This window comes from Acetobacterium wieringae (assembly GCF_026646375.1).
Classification (GTDB): domain Bacteria; phylum Bacillota; class Clostridia; order Eubacteriales; family Eubacteriaceae; genus Acetobacterium; species Acetobacterium wieringae_A.
This window is the reverse complement of the sequence record NZ_JAIPPU010000012.1, coordinates 16,530-33,954: the sequence shown is the minus strand read 5'-3', so window position 1 is coordinate 33,954 and position 17,425 is coordinate 16,530. Positions and strand designations below refer to the sequence as shown.

Annotated in this window: 15 protein-coding genes and 1 tRNA gene; 12 read left to right on the top strand and 4 right to left on the bottom strand. The window is 41.2% G+C overall.

The genetic code is table 11. The features are described from left to right. Positions 1-4 precede the first annotated feature (4 nt). The 5 genes from ilvB (at position 5) to Q7P33_RS11705 (ending at position 8,207) form a co-directional block, all read left to right on the top strand. Entirely contained in the window at positions 5-1,651 is a 1,647-nt protein-coding gene (ilvB, locus tag Q7P33_RS11725) for a biosynthetic-type acetolactate synthase large subunit (RefSeq protein ID WP_369693298.1), read from the top strand. Positions 1,652-1,662: 11 nt separating this feature from the next. Continuing rightward, positions 1,663-2,160 carry an acetolactate synthase small subunit gene (gene ilvN, locus Q7P33_RS11720; protein ID WP_070371223.1) on the top strand — a complete coding sequence of 166 codons (498 nt, stop codon included), beginning with the start codon at positions 1,663-1,665 and terminating at the stop codon, positions 2,158-2,160. Positions 2,161-2,371: 211 nt separating this feature from the next. Then, on the top strand, positions 2,372-2,929 hold the full coding sequence (nuoE, locus tag Q7P33_RS11715) for an NADH-quinone oxidoreductase subunit NuoE (protein ID WP_303870536.1): 558 nt from the start codon (positions 2,372-2,374) through the stop codon (positions 2,927-2,929). Next, complete coding sequence (locus tag Q7P33_RS11710) at positions 2,926-4,677, top strand: NADH-quinone oxidoreductase subunit NuoF (protein ID WP_303870534.1); 1,752 nt, start codon at positions 2,926-2,928, stop codon at positions 4,675-4,677. The genes nuoE and Q7P33_RS11710 overlap by 4 nt, the downstream gene beginning before the upstream one ends. Before the next feature lie 14 nt (positions 4,678-4,691). After that, the gene (locus tag Q7P33_RS11705) at positions 4,692-8,207 is read left to right on the top strand and encodes a molybdopterin-dependent oxidoreductase (RefSeq protein ID WP_303870532.1); all 3,516 of its coding nucleotides are present in this window, start codon (positions 4,692-4,694) and stop codon (positions 8,205-8,207) included. A gap of 165 nt (positions 8,208-8,372) precedes the next feature. Here the strand turns inward: Q7P33_RS11705 and Q7P33_RS11700 are convergent, their stop codons facing one another. From Q7P33_RS11700 to Q7P33_RS11690, 3 genes are read right to left on the bottom strand one after another with little or no spacing between them, the layout of a single operon-like run. Next, positions 8,373-8,675, bottom strand: coding sequence for a hypothetical protein (locus Q7P33_RS11700; protein ID WP_303870531.1), 303 nt, complete (start codon positions 8,673-8,675; stop codon positions 8,373-8,375). A 40-nt stretch (positions 8,676-8,715) separates the two neighbouring features. Beyond that, positions 8,716-9,459, bottom strand: coding sequence for a DUF3169 family protein (locus Q7P33_RS11695; protein WP_303870530.1), 744 nt, complete (start codon positions 9,457-9,459; stop codon positions 8,716-8,718). 3 nt (positions 9,460-9,462) lie between these two features. Further along, positions 9,463-9,660: a helix-turn-helix transcriptional regulator gene (locus Q7P33_RS11690; protein ID WP_369693303.1), complete on the bottom strand. Its 198-nt coding sequence runs from the start codon at positions 9,658-9,660 to the stop codon at positions 9,463-9,465. 208 nt (positions 9,661-9,868) lie between these two features. Between Q7P33_RS11690 and polA the strand changes: the two genes are divergently transcribed. From polA to Q7P33_RS11660, 6 genes are all read left to right on the top strand, one after another. Continuing rightward, entirely contained in the window at positions 9,869-12,511 is a 2,643-nt protein-coding gene (polA, locus tag Q7P33_RS11685; protein WP_303870526.1) for a DNA polymerase I, read from the top strand. Positions 12,512-12,522: 11 nt separating this feature from the next. Next, the gene (coaE, locus tag Q7P33_RS11680) at positions 12,523-13,128 is read left to right on the top strand and encodes a dephospho-CoA kinase (protein ID WP_303870524.1); all 606 of its coding nucleotides are present in this window, start codon (positions 12,523-12,525) and stop codon (positions 13,126-13,128) included. A 109-nt stretch (positions 13,129-13,237) separates the two neighbouring features. Beyond that, positions 13,238-13,324, top strand: a tRNA-Leu gene (locus Q7P33_RS11675). Between the two features lie 169 nt (positions 13,325-13,493). Beyond that, positions 13,494-14,321, top strand: coding sequence for a DUF1002 domain-containing protein (locus Q7P33_RS11670; RefSeq protein ID WP_303870523.1), 828 nt, complete (start codon positions 13,494-13,496; stop codon positions 14,319-14,321). A gap of 284 nt (positions 14,322-14,605) precedes the next feature. Continuing rightward, the gene (locus Q7P33_RS11665; RefSeq protein ID WP_303870521.1) at positions 14,606-15,640 is read left to right on the top strand and encodes an HD-GYP domain-containing protein; all 1,035 of its coding nucleotides are present in this window, start codon (positions 14,606-14,608) and stop codon (positions 15,638-15,640) included. Positions 15,641-15,666: 26 nt separating this feature from the next. Then, a complete protein-coding gene (locus Q7P33_RS11660; protein WP_303870520.1) occupies positions 15,667-16,317 on the top strand; it encodes an adenylate kinase in 651 nt (216 codons plus the stop codon). A gap of 268 nt (positions 16,318-16,585) precedes the next feature. Here the strand turns inward: Q7P33_RS11660 and Q7P33_RS11655 are convergent, their stop codons facing one another. Next, the gene (locus Q7P33_RS11655) at positions 16,586-16,858 is read right to left on the bottom strand and encodes a DUF5661 family protein (RefSeq protein WP_026394762.1); all 273 of its coding nucleotides are present in this window, start codon (positions 16,856-16,858) and stop codon (positions 16,586-16,588) included. A 172-nt stretch (positions 16,859-17,030) separates the two neighbouring features. On the opposite strand from Q7P33_RS11655, the gene Q7P33_RS11650 reads away from it, so the two are divergent. Then, positions 17,031-17,366: a Rieske 2Fe-2S domain-containing protein gene (locus Q7P33_RS11650; protein ID WP_303870518.1), complete on the top strand. Its 336-nt coding sequence runs from the start codon at positions 17,031-17,033 to the stop codon at positions 17,364-17,366. Positions 17,367-17,425 lie beyond the last annotated feature (59 nt).

Below are 17,425 nucleotides of genomic sequence, written 5' to 3'. Positions count from 1 at the left end.
GGGAGTGATTCCACTGTTAGCATCAAAATTAATTTTAAAATGTCTTGAACGAGAAAATGTTGAGTATGTGTTTGGTTATCCCGGAGGTGCCCTACTGCCTCTCTATGAAGCATTTAGAACATCTCCAATCAAACATATTTTAGTGCGAAACGAACAGACAGCACCGCATTATGCGAGTGGATATGCCAGAGAATCTGGGCGAGTCGGTGTATGTTTGGCAACATCAGGACCAGGGGCAACTAATTTGGTAACCGGTATTGCAACCGCTTACCTCGATTCAATTCCCATTGTTGCCATTACCGGTCAAGTGGATCGGGCCCTTATCGGAACAGATGCCTTCCAGGAGGCTGATATCACCGGTGCAACCGCTCCCTTTACAAAACATAGTTATTTGGTTCAAAATGCCGCGGATATCCCTAGAATCATTAGAGAGGCTTTTCATATTGCTTCAACAGGCCGACCAGGTCCGGTTTTAATTGATATCCCCCGGGATGTCCAACTGGAGAATGTTAAAACAGGACTTACCTATGATAAAATTGACATTATGGGGTATAAGCCGAATCTCAATGGACATAGTGGACAAATTAAGCGTGCAATCAAAAAGATAAAAGAAGCGAAAAAGCCGGTTATCTATGCTGGTGGGGGCATTGTTCTGGGAAATGCGCAAGCGGAATTACTTGCTTTTGCAGAAAAGAATAATACGCCCGTAATTACTTCGCTAATGGGGATTGGTGCGTTTCCGGAAGATCATCCATTATATTGCGGGATCGTTGGTAGCCACGGCTATAAGTATTCCAATGTGGTAATGAATGGCGCCGATTTAATCATCAATATTGGAGCGCGAATGTCGAATCGAGCGACATCTCAGTTGACAAAATTTGAAAAAGATACTGATTTTGTTCATATTGATATTGATCCGGCAGAAATTGGAAAAAACATGGAAACAAATATCCCGATTGTTGGGGATGCCAAAACTGTATTGTCCGAACTGGTACAAAAAGATACTGTTGGTGACCATGCTGTTTGGTTAGCTGAAATTGAAACGATTCGCAGCGAAAACCCGCTGGTTTACGATGCTGATCCGCCATGTAGTGATCTGATCAACCCGAAGATTCTGTTTAAAGATATGTCTAAAATGACTTCAGATAATGCTACGGTAGTGGGTGATGTCGGACTTAATCAAATCTGGTCTGCTTTATATTATCGGATTATTAAAAATCGCAGATACTATACATCTGGTGGATTGGGAACAATGGGCTATAGTATTCCGGCAGCGTGTGGTGCAGTTTTTGCAACCTTGGATAAACCAAAAGAAATTTTCATCGTTTGCGGTGATGGCAGTTTCCAGATGAGCATGGGTGAACTGGGAGTAATAGCCGAACATCAGCTGAATGTTAATATTATTCTGATTACAAATACCAAGTTGGGAATGGTGCGGCAGTTGCAGTTTGATAATTACGGAAAAGGGCATTATAGTGGAACGGATATTAATTTCGATATTGATTTTATGAAACTGGCCGAAGCTTATGGCATCAAAAGTTTCAAGGTTGATAAAAATGCTGATTTTAACAAGGTACTCCCGGAAGCAATTAAGCACCAGGGTCCGACCTTGATTCAATGTCAGGTTCATCCTGATTTCATAAGGATATAGGGAGAGTGACAATGGAGAAAAAAACCTGTTTATCATTATTGGTAGAAAATAATTTTGGGGTCTTAAGTCGCATTTCGGGTCTGTTTGCGAGACGAGGTTATAATATCGACAGTTTGACAGTCGGAACCACCGAAAATGCTGAACTTTCCCGGATTACCATTACGGTGACTGGAGATGATCAAATCTTAACCCAAATCAAAAAGCAATTAAACAAACTTATTGATGTAATTACCGTTATTGAGTTGAAACCGGATGAAGCCATTATCAGAGAGTTGGTTTTTATTAAGGTGAAGGCTGATGATACAACCCGGTCACAGATTGTGGAAATTGCTAATATGTTTCGGGCTAATATCGTTGATGTAGCTAGAGAAAGTCTTGTTATTGAAATTACTGGTACCCGCTATAAAATTGAAGGTTTCTTTGAAATGGTTGAGCCCTATGGAATTCTAGAATTTGTCCGATCTGGTGATACCGGCTTACAACGAGGTGGAAAAATACTGTCTCATTAATAAAAATCAAAATAATTATGAATAAAGCATACTATCGAGCCGCTGGAATTAATTTCAGCGGTTCGTAACCGTTTTAGTTCGTTTGTTTATTTGATTTTTTACTTAAATTATGAAAAAATATACAATTTTTTACGTGTCAAAAAGTGTATAATGGTGAAGACTATTAAATACTGAAATAATTCATTAGCCGAATTTGAAAGGAGTTTATTATATGAGTCATGAAACAAACGAGCATGATCATGGTTGTGGTTGTGGTTGTCATGGGGAAAAAACAAATCCCTTTACTGAACTGAACCCGGTGTTGGATCATTATGCTGATATTCCCGGAAGTCTGATATCGATCCTGCAAAAAGCTCAGGAACTTTATGGTTTTTTATCGGTGGAGCTAATGCGCCATATTGCCCTGGAAACGCACACCAGTATTGCCAAGGTTTATGGGGTTGCCACCTTTTATACCCAGTTTCGTTTCGAACCGGTGGGAAAATATCTGATCATGTTGTGTCAGGGTACGGCTTGTCATGTGAACGGATCCAAAATGGTGGAAGAAGCAATAATGGATTATTTGGACATCAAAGAAGGGGAAACAACTGCGGATGGACTGTTTACCCTTAATAATGTGGCATGTTTGGGCTGTTGCAGCTTGTCTCCGGTCATGATGATTAATGATGATACGTATGGACAGCTCACCAAAGAAAAAGTGACCCATATTTTAGCCGAACTAAAGGAAAAGGCTGATCCTTTACAAGCAACACAGGAGGTGACCGCATGAGAATTGTAATTGGATCAGGAAGTTGTGGTATTGCTGCCGGTGCCCATAAAGTTCAGGCAGCCTTTGAAACCATCATCGCCGAAAAGGGGCTGGAGCTGTCAGTTGAACAGACCGGATGTATCGGAACCTGTTATCTGGAACCGATTGTTGACGTGGTTGATGATAATGGCAACAAGGTGACCTTTGTAAATGTCACGACCGAAGATGCCCGAAGCATTATTGAAAACCATGTGGTTGGCAAAAAAGAATTGTTGGATTTGATGATTTCCCAGGATGACATCACGATGATCGGCAAGCAGAAACGGATTGTTTTGAGAAATTCTGGACTCATCAACCCCGAACGGATTGAAGACTACCTGGCCGTTGACGGGTACGTAGCCGCCCGGAAATGCTTGCTGGAGATGACCCCAGAAGAAATCATTGAAACCGTCAAAGTAGCTGGATTAAAAGGACGGGGGGGCGCGGGTTTTCCGACTTGGTTCAAATGGGATGCCGCAAAAAAATCGCCCGGAAAGACTAAATATATGGTATGCAACGCAGATGAAGGTGACCCCGGTGCCTTTATGGATCGGTCAGTCCTGGAAAGTGATCCCCATGCATTAATTGAGGGAATGCTCATTGGTGCTAAAGCCATTGGGGCCAATGAAGGGGTTATCTACGTCAGAGCAGAATATCCCCTGGCAATTGTACGTTTGCAGAACGCTATAGACCAGGCCCGGGAAAAGGGCTATTTGGGTAAAGATATTTTTAGTACCGGATTTGACTTTGATTTGAGAATCAAAGCTGGTGCTGGTGCCTTTGTTTGTGGAGAAGAAACCGCTCTGATTGCCTCGTTGGAAGGGGAACGGGGGATGCCCCGATTAAAACCACCTTTCCCGGCCCAAAAAGGATACTGGAACAAGCCGACCAACATCAACAACGTCGAAACATTTGCCAATGTCCCCTGGATTTTTAGAAATGGTGGCGAAGCATATGCCGCTTTAGGTACTAAAGAGAGCAAAGGTACAAAAGTTTTTGCTCTTACTGGTAAGGTGAAAAAAGGTGGCTTGGTGGAGATTCCCATGGGACTGACATTAAAAGATGTCATCTTCGATATTGGTGGAGGGATCAAACAGGAAAAAGCCTTTAAAGCTGTCCAAATGGGAGGACCGTCAGGAGGCTGTATACCAGCTGGTCTGCTGGATACTCCGATCGATTACGCCGAAATTACCAAGACCGGTGCCATCATGGGTTCCGGTGGGATGGTTGTGATGGATGAAACCACCTGTATGGTCGATATGGCACGCTTCTTTCTCGACTTCACCTGCAAAGAATCCTGCGGCAAGTGTACCTATTGTCGAGTCGGTACCACCCGGATGTTAGAAATCCTTAATCGGATTACCCAGGGCGAAGGCCAGGACGGCGACATCGAATTACTCGAAGAACTCTGTTACAAGATCAAAGATGGTTCACTTTGCGGTCTCGGTCAGACTGCTCCAAATCCGGTGCTGACTACCATCAAGTATTTCCGAAACGAATATGAAGATCATATCTATCATCATAAATGTACTGCTAAAAGTTGTAAGCCACTACTGACCTATACCATTGATGCCGAAAAATGTGTGGGCTGTGGTGCCTGCAAGAAGAACTGTCCAGTAGATGCCATAACCGGCGAAAAGAAACAGGTTCACGAGATCAATCAGGATATCTGTATCAAATGCGGTAAATGTTTTACAGTTTGTAAATTTGATTCCGTCATCATCGACTAGAAAGGAGTGGGAGAATGAAAAAATTTAAACTGAACATCGATGGAAAAGAAGTAACCGGTACTGCTGGCCAAACTATTTTAGAAGTTGCCCGTGAAAATGCAATTGAGATTCCCACCCTGTGCTATGACGAACGTCTGGAGATCTACGGATCCTGCGGACTCTGTGTGGTGGAGGTGCAGGGAGTCCCAAAAATCTTAAAAGCCTGTGCCACTGAAATCAGCGACAACATGGTGGTCAACACCAGAACTCCACGGGTCATTGAATCCCGAAAAACAAATCTGGAGCTGCTCTTATCCAAACACATTGGAGATTGTGTTGCTCCCTGTAAACGGGCCTGTCCCGGAACCACAGATTGCCAGGGCTACGTCGGCTTAATTGCCAACGGTGAATTCGCCGAAGCCTTAAAGCTGATTAAAGAACAACTGCCTTTGCCAGCTGCCATTGGTCGGGTCTGCCCCCATCCCTGTGAAACTGCCTGTCGCCGTGGCCAGGTAGATGAACCAATCGCCATTGCCTGGCTGAAACGTTTTGCTGCTGACTTTGATATGACCCAAGGGATGTTTATACCTGAGATAGCTAAAGCTACAGGAAAATCCATTGGAATTATCGGTGGTGGCCCCGGCGGGCTCACTGCCGCTTATTATCTGATCCAGTCCGGCCATGACGTGACTATCTATGATGCTATGCCTAAAATGGGCGGGATGCTCCGCTATGGTATTCCTGAATACCGTTTACCAAAAGGTCTCGTTGACGAAGAAACAGGGCTGATTGAAGAAATGGGCGTCGTCTTTAAAAACAACATCAGGGTTGGGGTTGACATCTCCTTTGAAGCTGTCCGCAAGAGACATGATGCTGTTTATGTGGCGTTAGGTGCATGGACAAGTTCCGGCCTGCGCTGCGAGGGCATCGATGCTAAAGGCGTCATTGGTGGGATTGAATTGCTTCAGCAGGTGGCTAATAACGAACCGATTGTACTCGGCGAAAAAGTTGCTATTGTCGGCGGCGGCAACACTGCCATGGATGCCTGTCGAACCGCCATCCGTTTAGGGGCCAAAGAAGTCTATAACATCTATCGACGTACAAAAGCTGAAATGCCGGCAGAAGAAATCGAAATTATCGAAGCCGAAGAAGAAGGCGTTATCTTTAAAAACTTGGCCAACCCGATTGAAGTGATAAAAGGGGAGGACGGGCAGATTGTGAAAATACGACTCCAGAAAATGGCCCTTGGCGAACCCGATGCCAGCGGACGTCGAAGCCCGGTCCCAATCGAGGGAGAGGAAGAGCTTCTTGATATCGATACCTTGATTCTTGCGATCGGCCAGGGTATCAACCCGGATGGTATCGGCGGTGAAAATGGACTGAGTTTGACCAAATGGAACACCGTTTTAGCTGATGAACAGACCTTTCGGACCAATCTGGATGGCGTTTTTGCCGGGGGTGATTGTATCAACAGTGGCGCTTCCATTGTTATTAAAGCCGTTGGTGATGCAAAAAAAGCGGTGCCTTTTATCGAAGGTTACCTAAATGGCGAAACCATTGCCTACCGCGAACCCTATTACGTCATCCGAGAAAGTGTGGATCAGGATTACCTCGAAAGTATTAAAAAAAATAAGCGTCCGACCATGTCCCATCTTTCACCTGATGATCGCAACGACAATTTCCTTGAAGTTGTGGATGGTTACAGTCCGCTTCAGGCTGTGGAAGAAAGCAAACGGTGTCTTGAATGCGGCTGTCAGGATTATTTTGAGTGCAAGCTGGTCGCTTATGCGAATGAATATGATGTTAAGCCCGAACGATTCAAGGGAAAAAATCCGGAAGCAAAAATCCAGGACGATCACCCCTTTGTGATCCGGGACAACAGCAAGTGTATCACTTGCGGTCTCTGTGTTCGGGTCTGCGATGAAATTGTCGGTGTTCAGGCTCTTGGTCTGGTGGATCGGGGCTTTGAAACGATCGTAGAACCAGCTTTGCGCCAACCACTGAAAGACACCGGTTGTGTCAGCTGCGGTATGTGCATCTCAGTTTGTCCAACTGGCGCCTTAAGAGAAGGCCTCACTGGCATTAAGCAGATACCTCTGGACACGGAAAAAACGGAATCCACATGTGGTTATTGCTCGGCTGGCTGTCAGATCATTATCGAATCAAAAGGTGATACCATTATTAAAGCTATTCCCCAGAAAAACTATCAGGATATTAACCAGGGGGTCATGTGCGGTCGTGGTCGCTTTGGCGCTAACCTAGTGCAGTGGGGGGATCGACTGACCACTCCGCTGATCAGAAACAAACAAGGTGAACTAGAAGAAGCAACCTGGTATGATGCATTTGTGATGATTGCCAAGAAATCGCAAAGCATTTCCGCCCGTTACGGTTCTGATGCCGTGAAAATGGCAATCTCACCGAAGTATACTAACGAGGAAATCTACACCTTTACCCGTCTGGCCAGGGTGTTGCGGGCAGAAACCTTCAGTTTTAGCAACAGTAGCAAGGGTGAAACAGCAGTTTTGACTAATAACTCAGGCATCACCGATATGAATGCCATTGTTACTGCCGATACCATTCTGGTTCTTGGGATGCTGCCAGTTAACAATCCGGTGGTTAAATACAAGTTGACTCAGGCATCCAAAAATGGTGCCAATATCTTTGTAATCAACCATCTGGAAAGTGGTTATGATCATATCGCCGATGAGTTTATTACCGAATGTGATGATCTGGAATTCCTGGGTGAAATTACCAAATATGTCTTGGAAAACGGTAAAATAAAGTCAGACCTCAAGAATATGGATCAATTAAGAGCATCCCTGGCAGACTTTGATATTTGTGATGAAGCTCAGATCATTGGTGAGGGTCTGGTCAATGCCAAAAATCTGGTAGTTGTTATGGGTGATAAGTATATTACACCAGAGGCGTCGGCACTGGTGGGCGACGTTCTTGGACTGCTTGATAAAGCTGATAGCAAACGCAGCGGTATTTTTAGAGTAGCTGTCAAGAATAACAGCGTCGGATTAAATGCGCTTGGAGTTACAAACTCCCCTGAAATTCTGAACGATACCAAAGCTTTGCTGCTCTTTGGTGAAGACCCCAATGCAGATCTAAGTGTCTATGAATTCCTGATGGTACAGGATACGCATATGACAACGGCTGCCGAAAAAGCTGACGTGGTTTTACCGGCGTTGGCCTTCCCGGAAGTCAATGGCACCTTTGTGAATACCGAAGGACGGCTGCTAAAAGTTAGAAAAGCAGTGGAAAACCCGTTGGAAATTAATAATTTAAAAATAGCTCAAGCCATTGCAGATATTCTTTCAACAGATCTGGGACCTGCCTGTCCAAGGCAGATATTAAATGCAATTGGGGAAACCAATTATTCATTTAAAAGTGTCGAAGTTGGCCAAATCCTCAATGGCCAGAAAGCTGATTCAGTTGAGATTGTGCTCAAACCCTATACCGAAGGACGTCTTTTCACTGAGATTCCCTATACGGACTATCTAATGAATGAGATTCAGGGTGAATTGAATAAGGTCATCAATCATTAAATTCCCGTTTGCTGATATATCGAAGAATTAAATAATTATTTCAATTACTATAACTTGTAATGCATTATATAAAAAGTACCGTTTTGATCGCATAAATATCAAAACGGTACTTTTTTGGATAAAATTATTGAAACTGAAATGGTAATATTATGGATATCGGTGAGGTTAATCTTCGTCGCAAATCAGCAAGAATATTTCTCGGGCGACACCAGTCAGTTTGGTTTGATCTTCAAAGGATAGGTTTCGTATTTTGGTTACAATAGGATCATTTTGGGAATACAAGGTGTCCGCTTCCATAACAATTTTCATTTTCGTCGGCGACATATTTGTCAACTGGTAGGAAGCCGGATTAAGGGTGATGCTAATCCGTTTTTCACCGTTGACAAACTCAATTCGATTGCCACATACAAGTCCTTGTTCGAGGCAGATCCATCCTTCACTTTGGGCTTTAGCTATAATTATTTTCATTGTTTGCAGCTCCTAATGAATTTTCATTATTGAAATAGAATTACTGAACATTATCCAACTGACCATGTTGAAATCGATTGGCTGAAATAGAATAAATCAGGGTTTGGGTAATCCATAAAAATCCGATCAGTAGATAAGGGAAAATGCCAATATTAACGGCGATAGAAATGAGCAGACACAGCGTCATAACACCGCAGTAAACAAAATTCATGAGTTGGTAGCAACGATAGGACGCCTTGTAAATCACAAATTTTTCAGCTTCATCACAACTTTTGATCCATTCTTTGTCAAAGTTAAAATCGAGTGGGTTGCCTTTTTTCTCGGGATACAAAACTTTTGTTAATTTTATCGTAAGAACCATCATGATTAAGGCAAACGATGTATTGAATAAAAAGAGAATCAGACCAATGAGCACCGGTTCATTCAGAGCATTGCTAACGGTGATTCCGAAGAAACAAAATCCACTGATCATGGTGGCCGAAATTAGCGGAAGTAAAACACCAAGCTGATGATCAATCTGATCAAAAAGAACATCATCATTCGGATTGAGTCGATTCAATTTATGTTTGGCTGAGAAGAAAAGAATCAGTATCAGCAACGCGCATAGTCCAAAGATAAAGAATTGAATGGATAAATTATTATGCAAGATTAAGTTTTGAACATTGATTAAACCATGGTAGATTTCGGTTTCAAAATGAATAATGAACCAACCCAATAATCCGCCAATCAGTGATGAGATGATGATGGCGATAAAAAATTTTAGTGTTTGTTTTTGTGATTTCATTGTTTACTCCTCTTCATATAAAAATAGTTCTTCAACGGTTGTTCCAAATACTTTAGCAATTTTTAGAGCTAAAATAACAGATGGGGAATAGTCACCCCGTTCAATCAGGCTGATTGTTTGTCGGGATGTACCGACCAGTTTTCCCAAATCTGACTGGTTCAGATTATTGCGTGCACGATATTCCTTTAGGCGATTCTTCAATCCCACAATGGCACCTCCAGAGCCTATAATTGATTTGACAATGATGAATGTCATAATGACAATCAATATTGTCAAATACAGTATAACTCTGACAACAATAATTGTCAAGTGAAGCTTTTCAATTTATTCAATGTTCAATTCGCAATACTTTTGGTATAATAACTATATTTGTATTGTTGAGCAGTAACGAAAGAGAAAGCGAGATCAAATGAAAAGTATCTTAATCGATGGGAACAGTCTTTTTTACCGAACCTTTTATGCCATCCGGGAAATGTCAAATTCCAAGGGCGTGCCGACAAATGCCATTTATGGTTTTGTGAATATATTAGTTAAAATTCAAGATGAATATAAACCGGATTATTTAGGGATTGCCTTCGACCTTAAAGGGCCAACCTTCAGACATCTGGCCTATGACAGTTATAAAGGCGGACGCCTCAATATGCCAGAACTTCTGGCGGAACAGTTTTCAATTTTAAAAGAACTGCTAAAAAAAATGAACATTGCCATTGTCGAGCTGGAGGGTTATGAAGCTGATGATATTATTGGTACATTGGCTGCCATCGGAGCGGAAAATGGGATTGAGACAGAAATTATTACCGGCGATCGGGATGCCTTTCAGTTAGTGGGACCGCAAATTAAGGTCTTGTATACTAAAAAGGGAATATCTCAATTGGAAGAAGTTGATGAAGCCTGGATACAGAATCAGTATGGTTTGTCACCCACGGATCTGATTGATTTAAAAGCGCTGATGGGGGATAAATCGGACAACATTCCAGGAATTGCCGGAATTGGCGAAAAAACAGCGATTAAATTGATTCAGCAATATGGAGATCTGGAAACGATTTATAATCATATAGACGAGCAGAAAGGTAAACAAAAGGAAAAAATCATCGCTGGAAAAGATGCTGCTTTTTTGAGTCGGATGCTGGGAACCATAAAACGGGATGTTCCCTGGCAGGGTGACTTTGAAGAACTACGTTTTCACGATATTTTTAATTCTGAAAGCATTGCATTGCTCAAGGAGTTGGAATTTAATACACTATTGTCAAAAATAGATGCAACAGATACAGTGGAAACCATCGAAAAATCCCTTGACTTTCGTTGGATAAAAACGGATGCTGAAATGGATGAATTGTTTAATAAAATGGCAAACGCCGCAGAAGTGATCATATATTATCATCAAGAGGATACCCAGATTTATTTTGCCCTTGGAATTGAAACGAGCTATTACTACCTTAATTCCGCGGCGGTTGTGAACGTGGAATTTTTTGATAAACTGAAAAATTTACCCAATATGAAAACCATAGGGCTGGTTAGCCAGGATTTAAAGAACCTGATTCATATTTTTCATAAAAACGGTATTTGCGAAGTGAATGAAGCCTTTGATACCTATATCGCCACCTATCTATTGAGTCCTGGTGATCAGCGCTATGATTTAAAATCTGCCGCTTATCAGTATCTCAATCGAACGATTCTGGATGATGAGGAAATGTTTGGAAAAGGCAAAAAAATGATCAGGGCAGAAGACTTGGATGAGCAGCTACTGGCTGATTACATGATCAAAAACTGTGAAACCATCAAAGATTTAAAAGCTGTTCTGGAAAAAGAACTTAAAACAACAGAAATGATGACCTTATTTAAGACCATCGAAATGCCTTTATTGGAAGTGATGGTATCGATGGAGGAACTGGGGTTTAAAATTGACTTAAGCCAACTTGAAGTGCTTTCCGACGAATTTGAGAATAAGCTTACCAATCTCACCAGTGATATTTATGAACTGGCCGAAACGGAAAGCTTTAACATTAACTCACCCAAACAATTAGGAGAGGTACTTTTCGAGCAACTAAAACTGCCGGTAGTGAAAAAGACAAAAACTGGTTATTCGACCAATATCGAAGTACTGGAGCAACTGATTCATTTCCATCCCATCATCGAAAAAATTATTGAGTATCGGATGCTGTCAAAATTGGATTCGACCTATGGCCGGGGGTTGATGGCGTTTGTTGAACCTAAAACCCAGAAGATTTACTCGACTTTTAACCAGACCGTAGCGGCAACTGGAAGGCTCAGCAGTTCGAATCCAAATCTGCAGAACATTCCGGTAAAAACAGAAATGGGTCGAGCAATCCGACGCGTTTTTGTACCATCGACGAGTGATCGTATTCTGGTGGATGCCGATTATTCGCAGATTGAGCTTCGGGTTTTAGCCCATCTTTCAGGGGATGAGAATTTGATTGATGCGTTTAGAAAAGAACAGGATATTCACACTCGCACCGCCTCTGAAATTTTTGGGGTTTCACTGGATGCAGTGACCCGAACCCAGCGTGGTCAGGCAAAAGCCATAAATTTTGGACTGATCTATGGTAAACAGGCTTTTAGTTTGGGGAAAGATCTGGGAATCTCCCGAAATGAGGCTCAAGATTATATCAACCGTTATTTTTCCCGTTATCCCAAAGTTCAGGCTTATATGGAGAATGTCAAACACCAGGCTAAAGAAGAAGGGTATGTTACCACCATCTGGGGAAGAAGACGTTACATTCCGGAGATGAACTCAAGAAATGCCATGATGGTTCAAGCGGGCGAAAGGATGGCCCTAAATACCCCAATTCAGGGGAGTGCAGCGGATATTATTAAGCTTGCCATGATTAAAGTCTATGAACGCTTAAATGCAGAGAATCTAAAAGCAAAACTGATCCTGCAAGTGCACGATGAGTTGATCATTGATACCCCTAAAAATGAACGCGCCCAGGTGGAGGTATTGATTAAAGAAGAAATGGAAGGGGCGGCTCAATTAAGTGTGCCATTAACGGTGGATGTAAACACTGGGTTGTCCTGGTATGATGTGAAATAGCAGGTGTAGTAATGAGAATCATTGGAATAACGGGTGGAATTGCTTCAGGCAAATCCACTGTCACTGATATTATAAAGAAACGCTTTAATTACATCGTCATTGATGCGGATCAATTAGCTCGCCAGGCGGTTGAGCCAGGAAGTCCTGGCCTAAAGAAAATTATAATGGTTTTTGGACAGACGGTTATTGATGAAAAGGGAGAATTAAACCGTGGTATGCTGGGAGAGATTATTGCTAACAATGAACAAGCCAGGAAAAAACTCAATGCGACGATTCATCCGGAGATAAAAAAACTCTATGATCAGCAAATCGCCTTTTATAGAAAATTGGGAATTCCGACGGTTTTTTACGATTGTCCGCTGCTTTTTGAAACAAATCTGCAAAATACCGTCGATGAGACGATTTTAGTGGTTGCAGACAAAGAAATTCGTGTTGAGCGGATCATGGAAAGAGATAATCTGACTAGAGGGCAGGCAATCAAACGAATTGAGATGCAGATGTCGGACGAAGAAAAAATTGCTCTGGCTGATACAATTATCGAAAATAATGGTAGCATGAATGATCTCCTAATCACAATCAATGCTTACTTCAGTAGAAGAAAGTTATTGGTGAGATAATCTTGCCAAAATGAAAATTAAAAAAATGTCGATAAGTAAAAAAAATAGTTGAAATTTTTGAGCCATTCCGTTATAATAAAAAAACAGGGTTAAAACACCTGTTTTTTATGCGAGGATGGTGGAACTGGCAGACACGCAGGTTTGAGGGATCTGTTGCAGCAATGCAGTGAGGGTTCAAATCCCTTTTCTCGCACCAATTTAAAAATAAAAGTCGATTGCTTTTGCGGTCGACTTTTTTTCTTAGGATGACGATAGTTGTTAGATCGTTGCGTGTTTAGAAATTAAGTAAAATAATAGGATTTCTTGTTATGATGAGCCAATTATTTGATATTAATTTAAACAACAATGATTATGTGAGGTGTAGAATGAAAAAGAAAATATTATCTGGTGCTATAGCGATTGTGCTATCGATGGCAATGGTTAGTCCGGTTCTGGCGGACTCGAAAAGTGCCTGTGTAGCGATTGGTGCAGACAATACAGAAGCCCAACTCAAAACGGTTTATGGCTATTTTGATATTAAACGGGGCGATGTCGAGGAAACTGTGGTAACCAATGCGGATGAACGGGAATATCTGGAAGGTGTTGTATCTCTTGATAAAATAGGGTCTTTGGCGTTATCCAGTGTATATGTTCAGGAAAAAAACGCTGGTGGAATTGATCTGGAAACCCATAATATTGATTGGGTCACCGACGAGATGTATAAATCGGCTTTAGGAACGGCGGGAATCAAGAATGCCAAGGTGATTGTTGCGGCCTATACGCCAGTATCCGGAACTGGTGCGTTGACAGGCATTTATAAAGCCTATGAAACAGCAACTGGTGATAGCCTTGATGAAGCGGCTAAAACAACGGCTGTTGAAGAAGTCGTGGTCGTTGGAGAACTTCAGGATGCTATCGGAGATGATGCGGTTAATATTATCAATAGTTTAAAAGGCGAAATTGCCCAGACAAAAACTATGAATGATGATCAGATTCGAGAGCTGATCGTCGCGACGGCAGAAAAATATGACACCGTCTTGGATGACCAGCAAGTTGAAGAAATTTTAACTTTGGTCAATAAGTTCAATGAACTGAATATGGATCCGGATACATTTATTAAGTTGATGGAGGCAGGCCAGCAAACTCAGGGTTTCTTCCAGCAGGTACAGAACTTTTTCCAGGAGATTGGAAACTTCTTTAGTGGCTTAAAATAAGAGACAGAAAGCGAATGCGACTGTAAACGCTATTGTGATCAATTTGATCACAATAGCGTTTTTTATTTAGCAGCTATAAAAGTCAATAATCGTTTGCAAAATACTATTGACAAAAATTAGGTAAACAGATATCATCGTATTTAAAGAAACAAACTTTATTTCAGATAAAACTTACTGTATCATAATAAATGACTAATAACCCATTCAAAGAAGCATGGGTTGACAGAGGTTAGTGTGGAAGGACGATTATGAGATTCGTGCCGATATTTTGTTTGCGAGAAGGAATGGTTGTTGCATCTGATCTGTTTGGGGATCGGGGTGAACTGGTACTTCCGCGAAAAACAGTTTTAGATATTGAATTAATTCATAAAATTCATAAGTTTAAGTGCAATGGTCTCTTTATAGAAGAAGAACAGATCCAGAGCATTCCAATTATTAAAACGATTGACAGCAGCTTGAGAACGAAAACCGTTAACGGGATTAAAGAAATTTTTATTTGTAAAGAGAATAACCAGCCGGTTCAAAAAGAACAGTTCACTGAGATGGAAGATCAAGTCGAAACAATTGTGGATGTAATCCTGAAAAACAAGGAAATGATGCTAAATATGGTTGATCTGAAAGTTTTCGATGACTATACTTATTTTCATTCAGTGAATGTTGCTGTATTATCCATAGGTCTTGGAACAGCCATGGGCCTTGATAAAGCAGATTTATGTAACCTTGGATTTGGTGCATTACTTCATGATATAGGAAAGGTATTTGTGCCGAAAGACATTCTTCATAAGAAAGGTCCCTTGACGGATGTTGAGTTTTCTGAAATGAAAAAGCATTCATTTTTGGGGTTTGAATATCTGGCCAGTGAATATGTTGGCAGTGTGGGAGCCCAGGCTGGAATTCTGGATCATCACGAGAAGTTCTCGGGTGGAGGATACCCGAACAATGCTAAAGGTGACAAAATTTCGTTATATGGACGAATTATCTCCATTGCCGATGTTTATGATGCGCTGACTTCGGATCGGCCATACCGAAAAGGGTTGTTGCCCTCAGAAGCAATTGAATATATTATGGGTGGTACCGGAAATCTCTTTGACCCGGATCTGGTACGGGTGTTTGTTAGAAAAATAGCTCCTTACCCGGTTGGGACAACCGTAAAATTAAGCAATGGATTGTCGGGTATTGTTACAGATAATTTTGAAAGCTTTTGTATGCGACCGAACATACGAATATTTAAGCATGGCAATTATGAAATAAAACCCTTTGACATCTGTTTGGCTGATCGTCACGCCCTAAATATCACTGTTGTAGACTATTCCAAGTAACACAATAAATTTTTGGAGGATTATTTGTGAGAATAATTTTATTAGGAACCCCCGGAGGGGGGAAGGGCACTCAGGCAAAATTGATTTGCGAACACTATGGCATTCCCCATATTTCGACCGGGGACATCTTTCGAAAAAAAATTAAAGAAGGCACAACTGAAGGCAAAGAAATAAGCGCTTATATGGAAAAAGGTCAGTTAGTTCCTGATCGGCTCACGATTGGGCTTGTTGATGAACGCTTAAAAAAAGGTGACAGCATGAAGGGCTTTTTGCTTGATGGCTTTCCCCGGGACGAAAAGCAAGCTAAGGCACTGGACCAGATCATGAAGACAAAGAATGAACAGATTAATTTTGTTTTTTTGATTGATGTGCCAAAAGAGATCATTGTTGAACGCATTATGGGACGACGGGTTTGTCCAAAATGTGGTGAAAGTTATCATATTAAATATAACCCGCCGAAGGTAGTGGGAAAATGTGATGTGTGTGGAACCCCTTTAATTCACCGCGCCGATGATCAGGAAGAAATCATTTTAGATCGGTTAGCTATTTATAATCGAACAACAGAGCCAATTCTCCAGTTCTACAAAAACAAAGGAATCCTTCATAAAATCAAGGGAGATGGTGGAATCCAAGATATTTTTTTACAAATCATTACGATTTTAGATGGCGAAAAGTAAATTGTGGAAAGGTTGGTTTCTCGTAAAATCTTTGAAAAGCGGAATATAAGTGGATCATGAATCTTTTTTAGTTAAACTTACAAAAGTTCATTTGTTGTCAGCTGTGTAAAATAATAAAGGTGAGCGTCTTTCTGTGCAGTAGTGGGTATAAAGAAAAAAATATCTCAGTCGTTAATTTTTCGGTTTTGACTCTGAGAAGGACAAAATGGAACAGATAAAAAAAGAGAATCCTTTGGTCAAAGAATTCTCTTGTGGTTATCGTTAAAAATTATTTGCCTTCCCAAAAAGCCTCGGCCTCTTTTTCCATTTTTTCCAGACGGGTATAATAGTCGGGAAATTCATTTAAATGAGCTAGGGCAATTTTTCCGGTGACGAAAGGATCATCTCCGGTTACGTTTGTGCGCGAGTTATCTGTGCCATGCTCGAGCTCAACATCCATGCCCATTCGAAACTGTTCAATGTCAAATTTACTCCAACTGATTCCTAGCATTCTGCCAATTTCTTTTGCCTGCTCGGTTGTAAATACTTTTTTTGCTGACATAATATCACCTCTTCTTAAAATTTTGAAATGTGACAATTCTGGTTGAATTTAATAATGCTCAGTTTTATTATAAGGAAAATCAATATATTTGTCAATCAATGAGTAAATGTGTTTTGTTTGGGATTATATATTTAGGGTAAAACAACTAAAATTACGCTCATAGGAGGGAAAAATGGGGTTTAAAAAAGTTGCTGAAATACAGGAGTTTGTACAAACTGAGAAAAAACTGATTGAATTGGATAACGAAAAAATACTACTGACGAAGGTGGATGGGGATTATTACGCCATCTCAAATAAATGCCCCCACATGGGAGGATCTTTGTATAAAGGTACCTTGCGGGATGGTGTTATTACCTGTCCAAGACATGGAGCAAAGTATGACGCAAAAACTGGTAAGGGTTTAGGAAAACCGAAAATTTTATTTTTAGAATTTAAAATGGAAAATGATCGGAGTTTTCCGGTAAAGGTCGAAGACGGTGCGATACTGATTGATGTTGATGCGAAGTAAACATAATAAAAGACCGGGCGCAGAAAGCCTATTATTGAAGGCTATTGCTGCACCCGGTT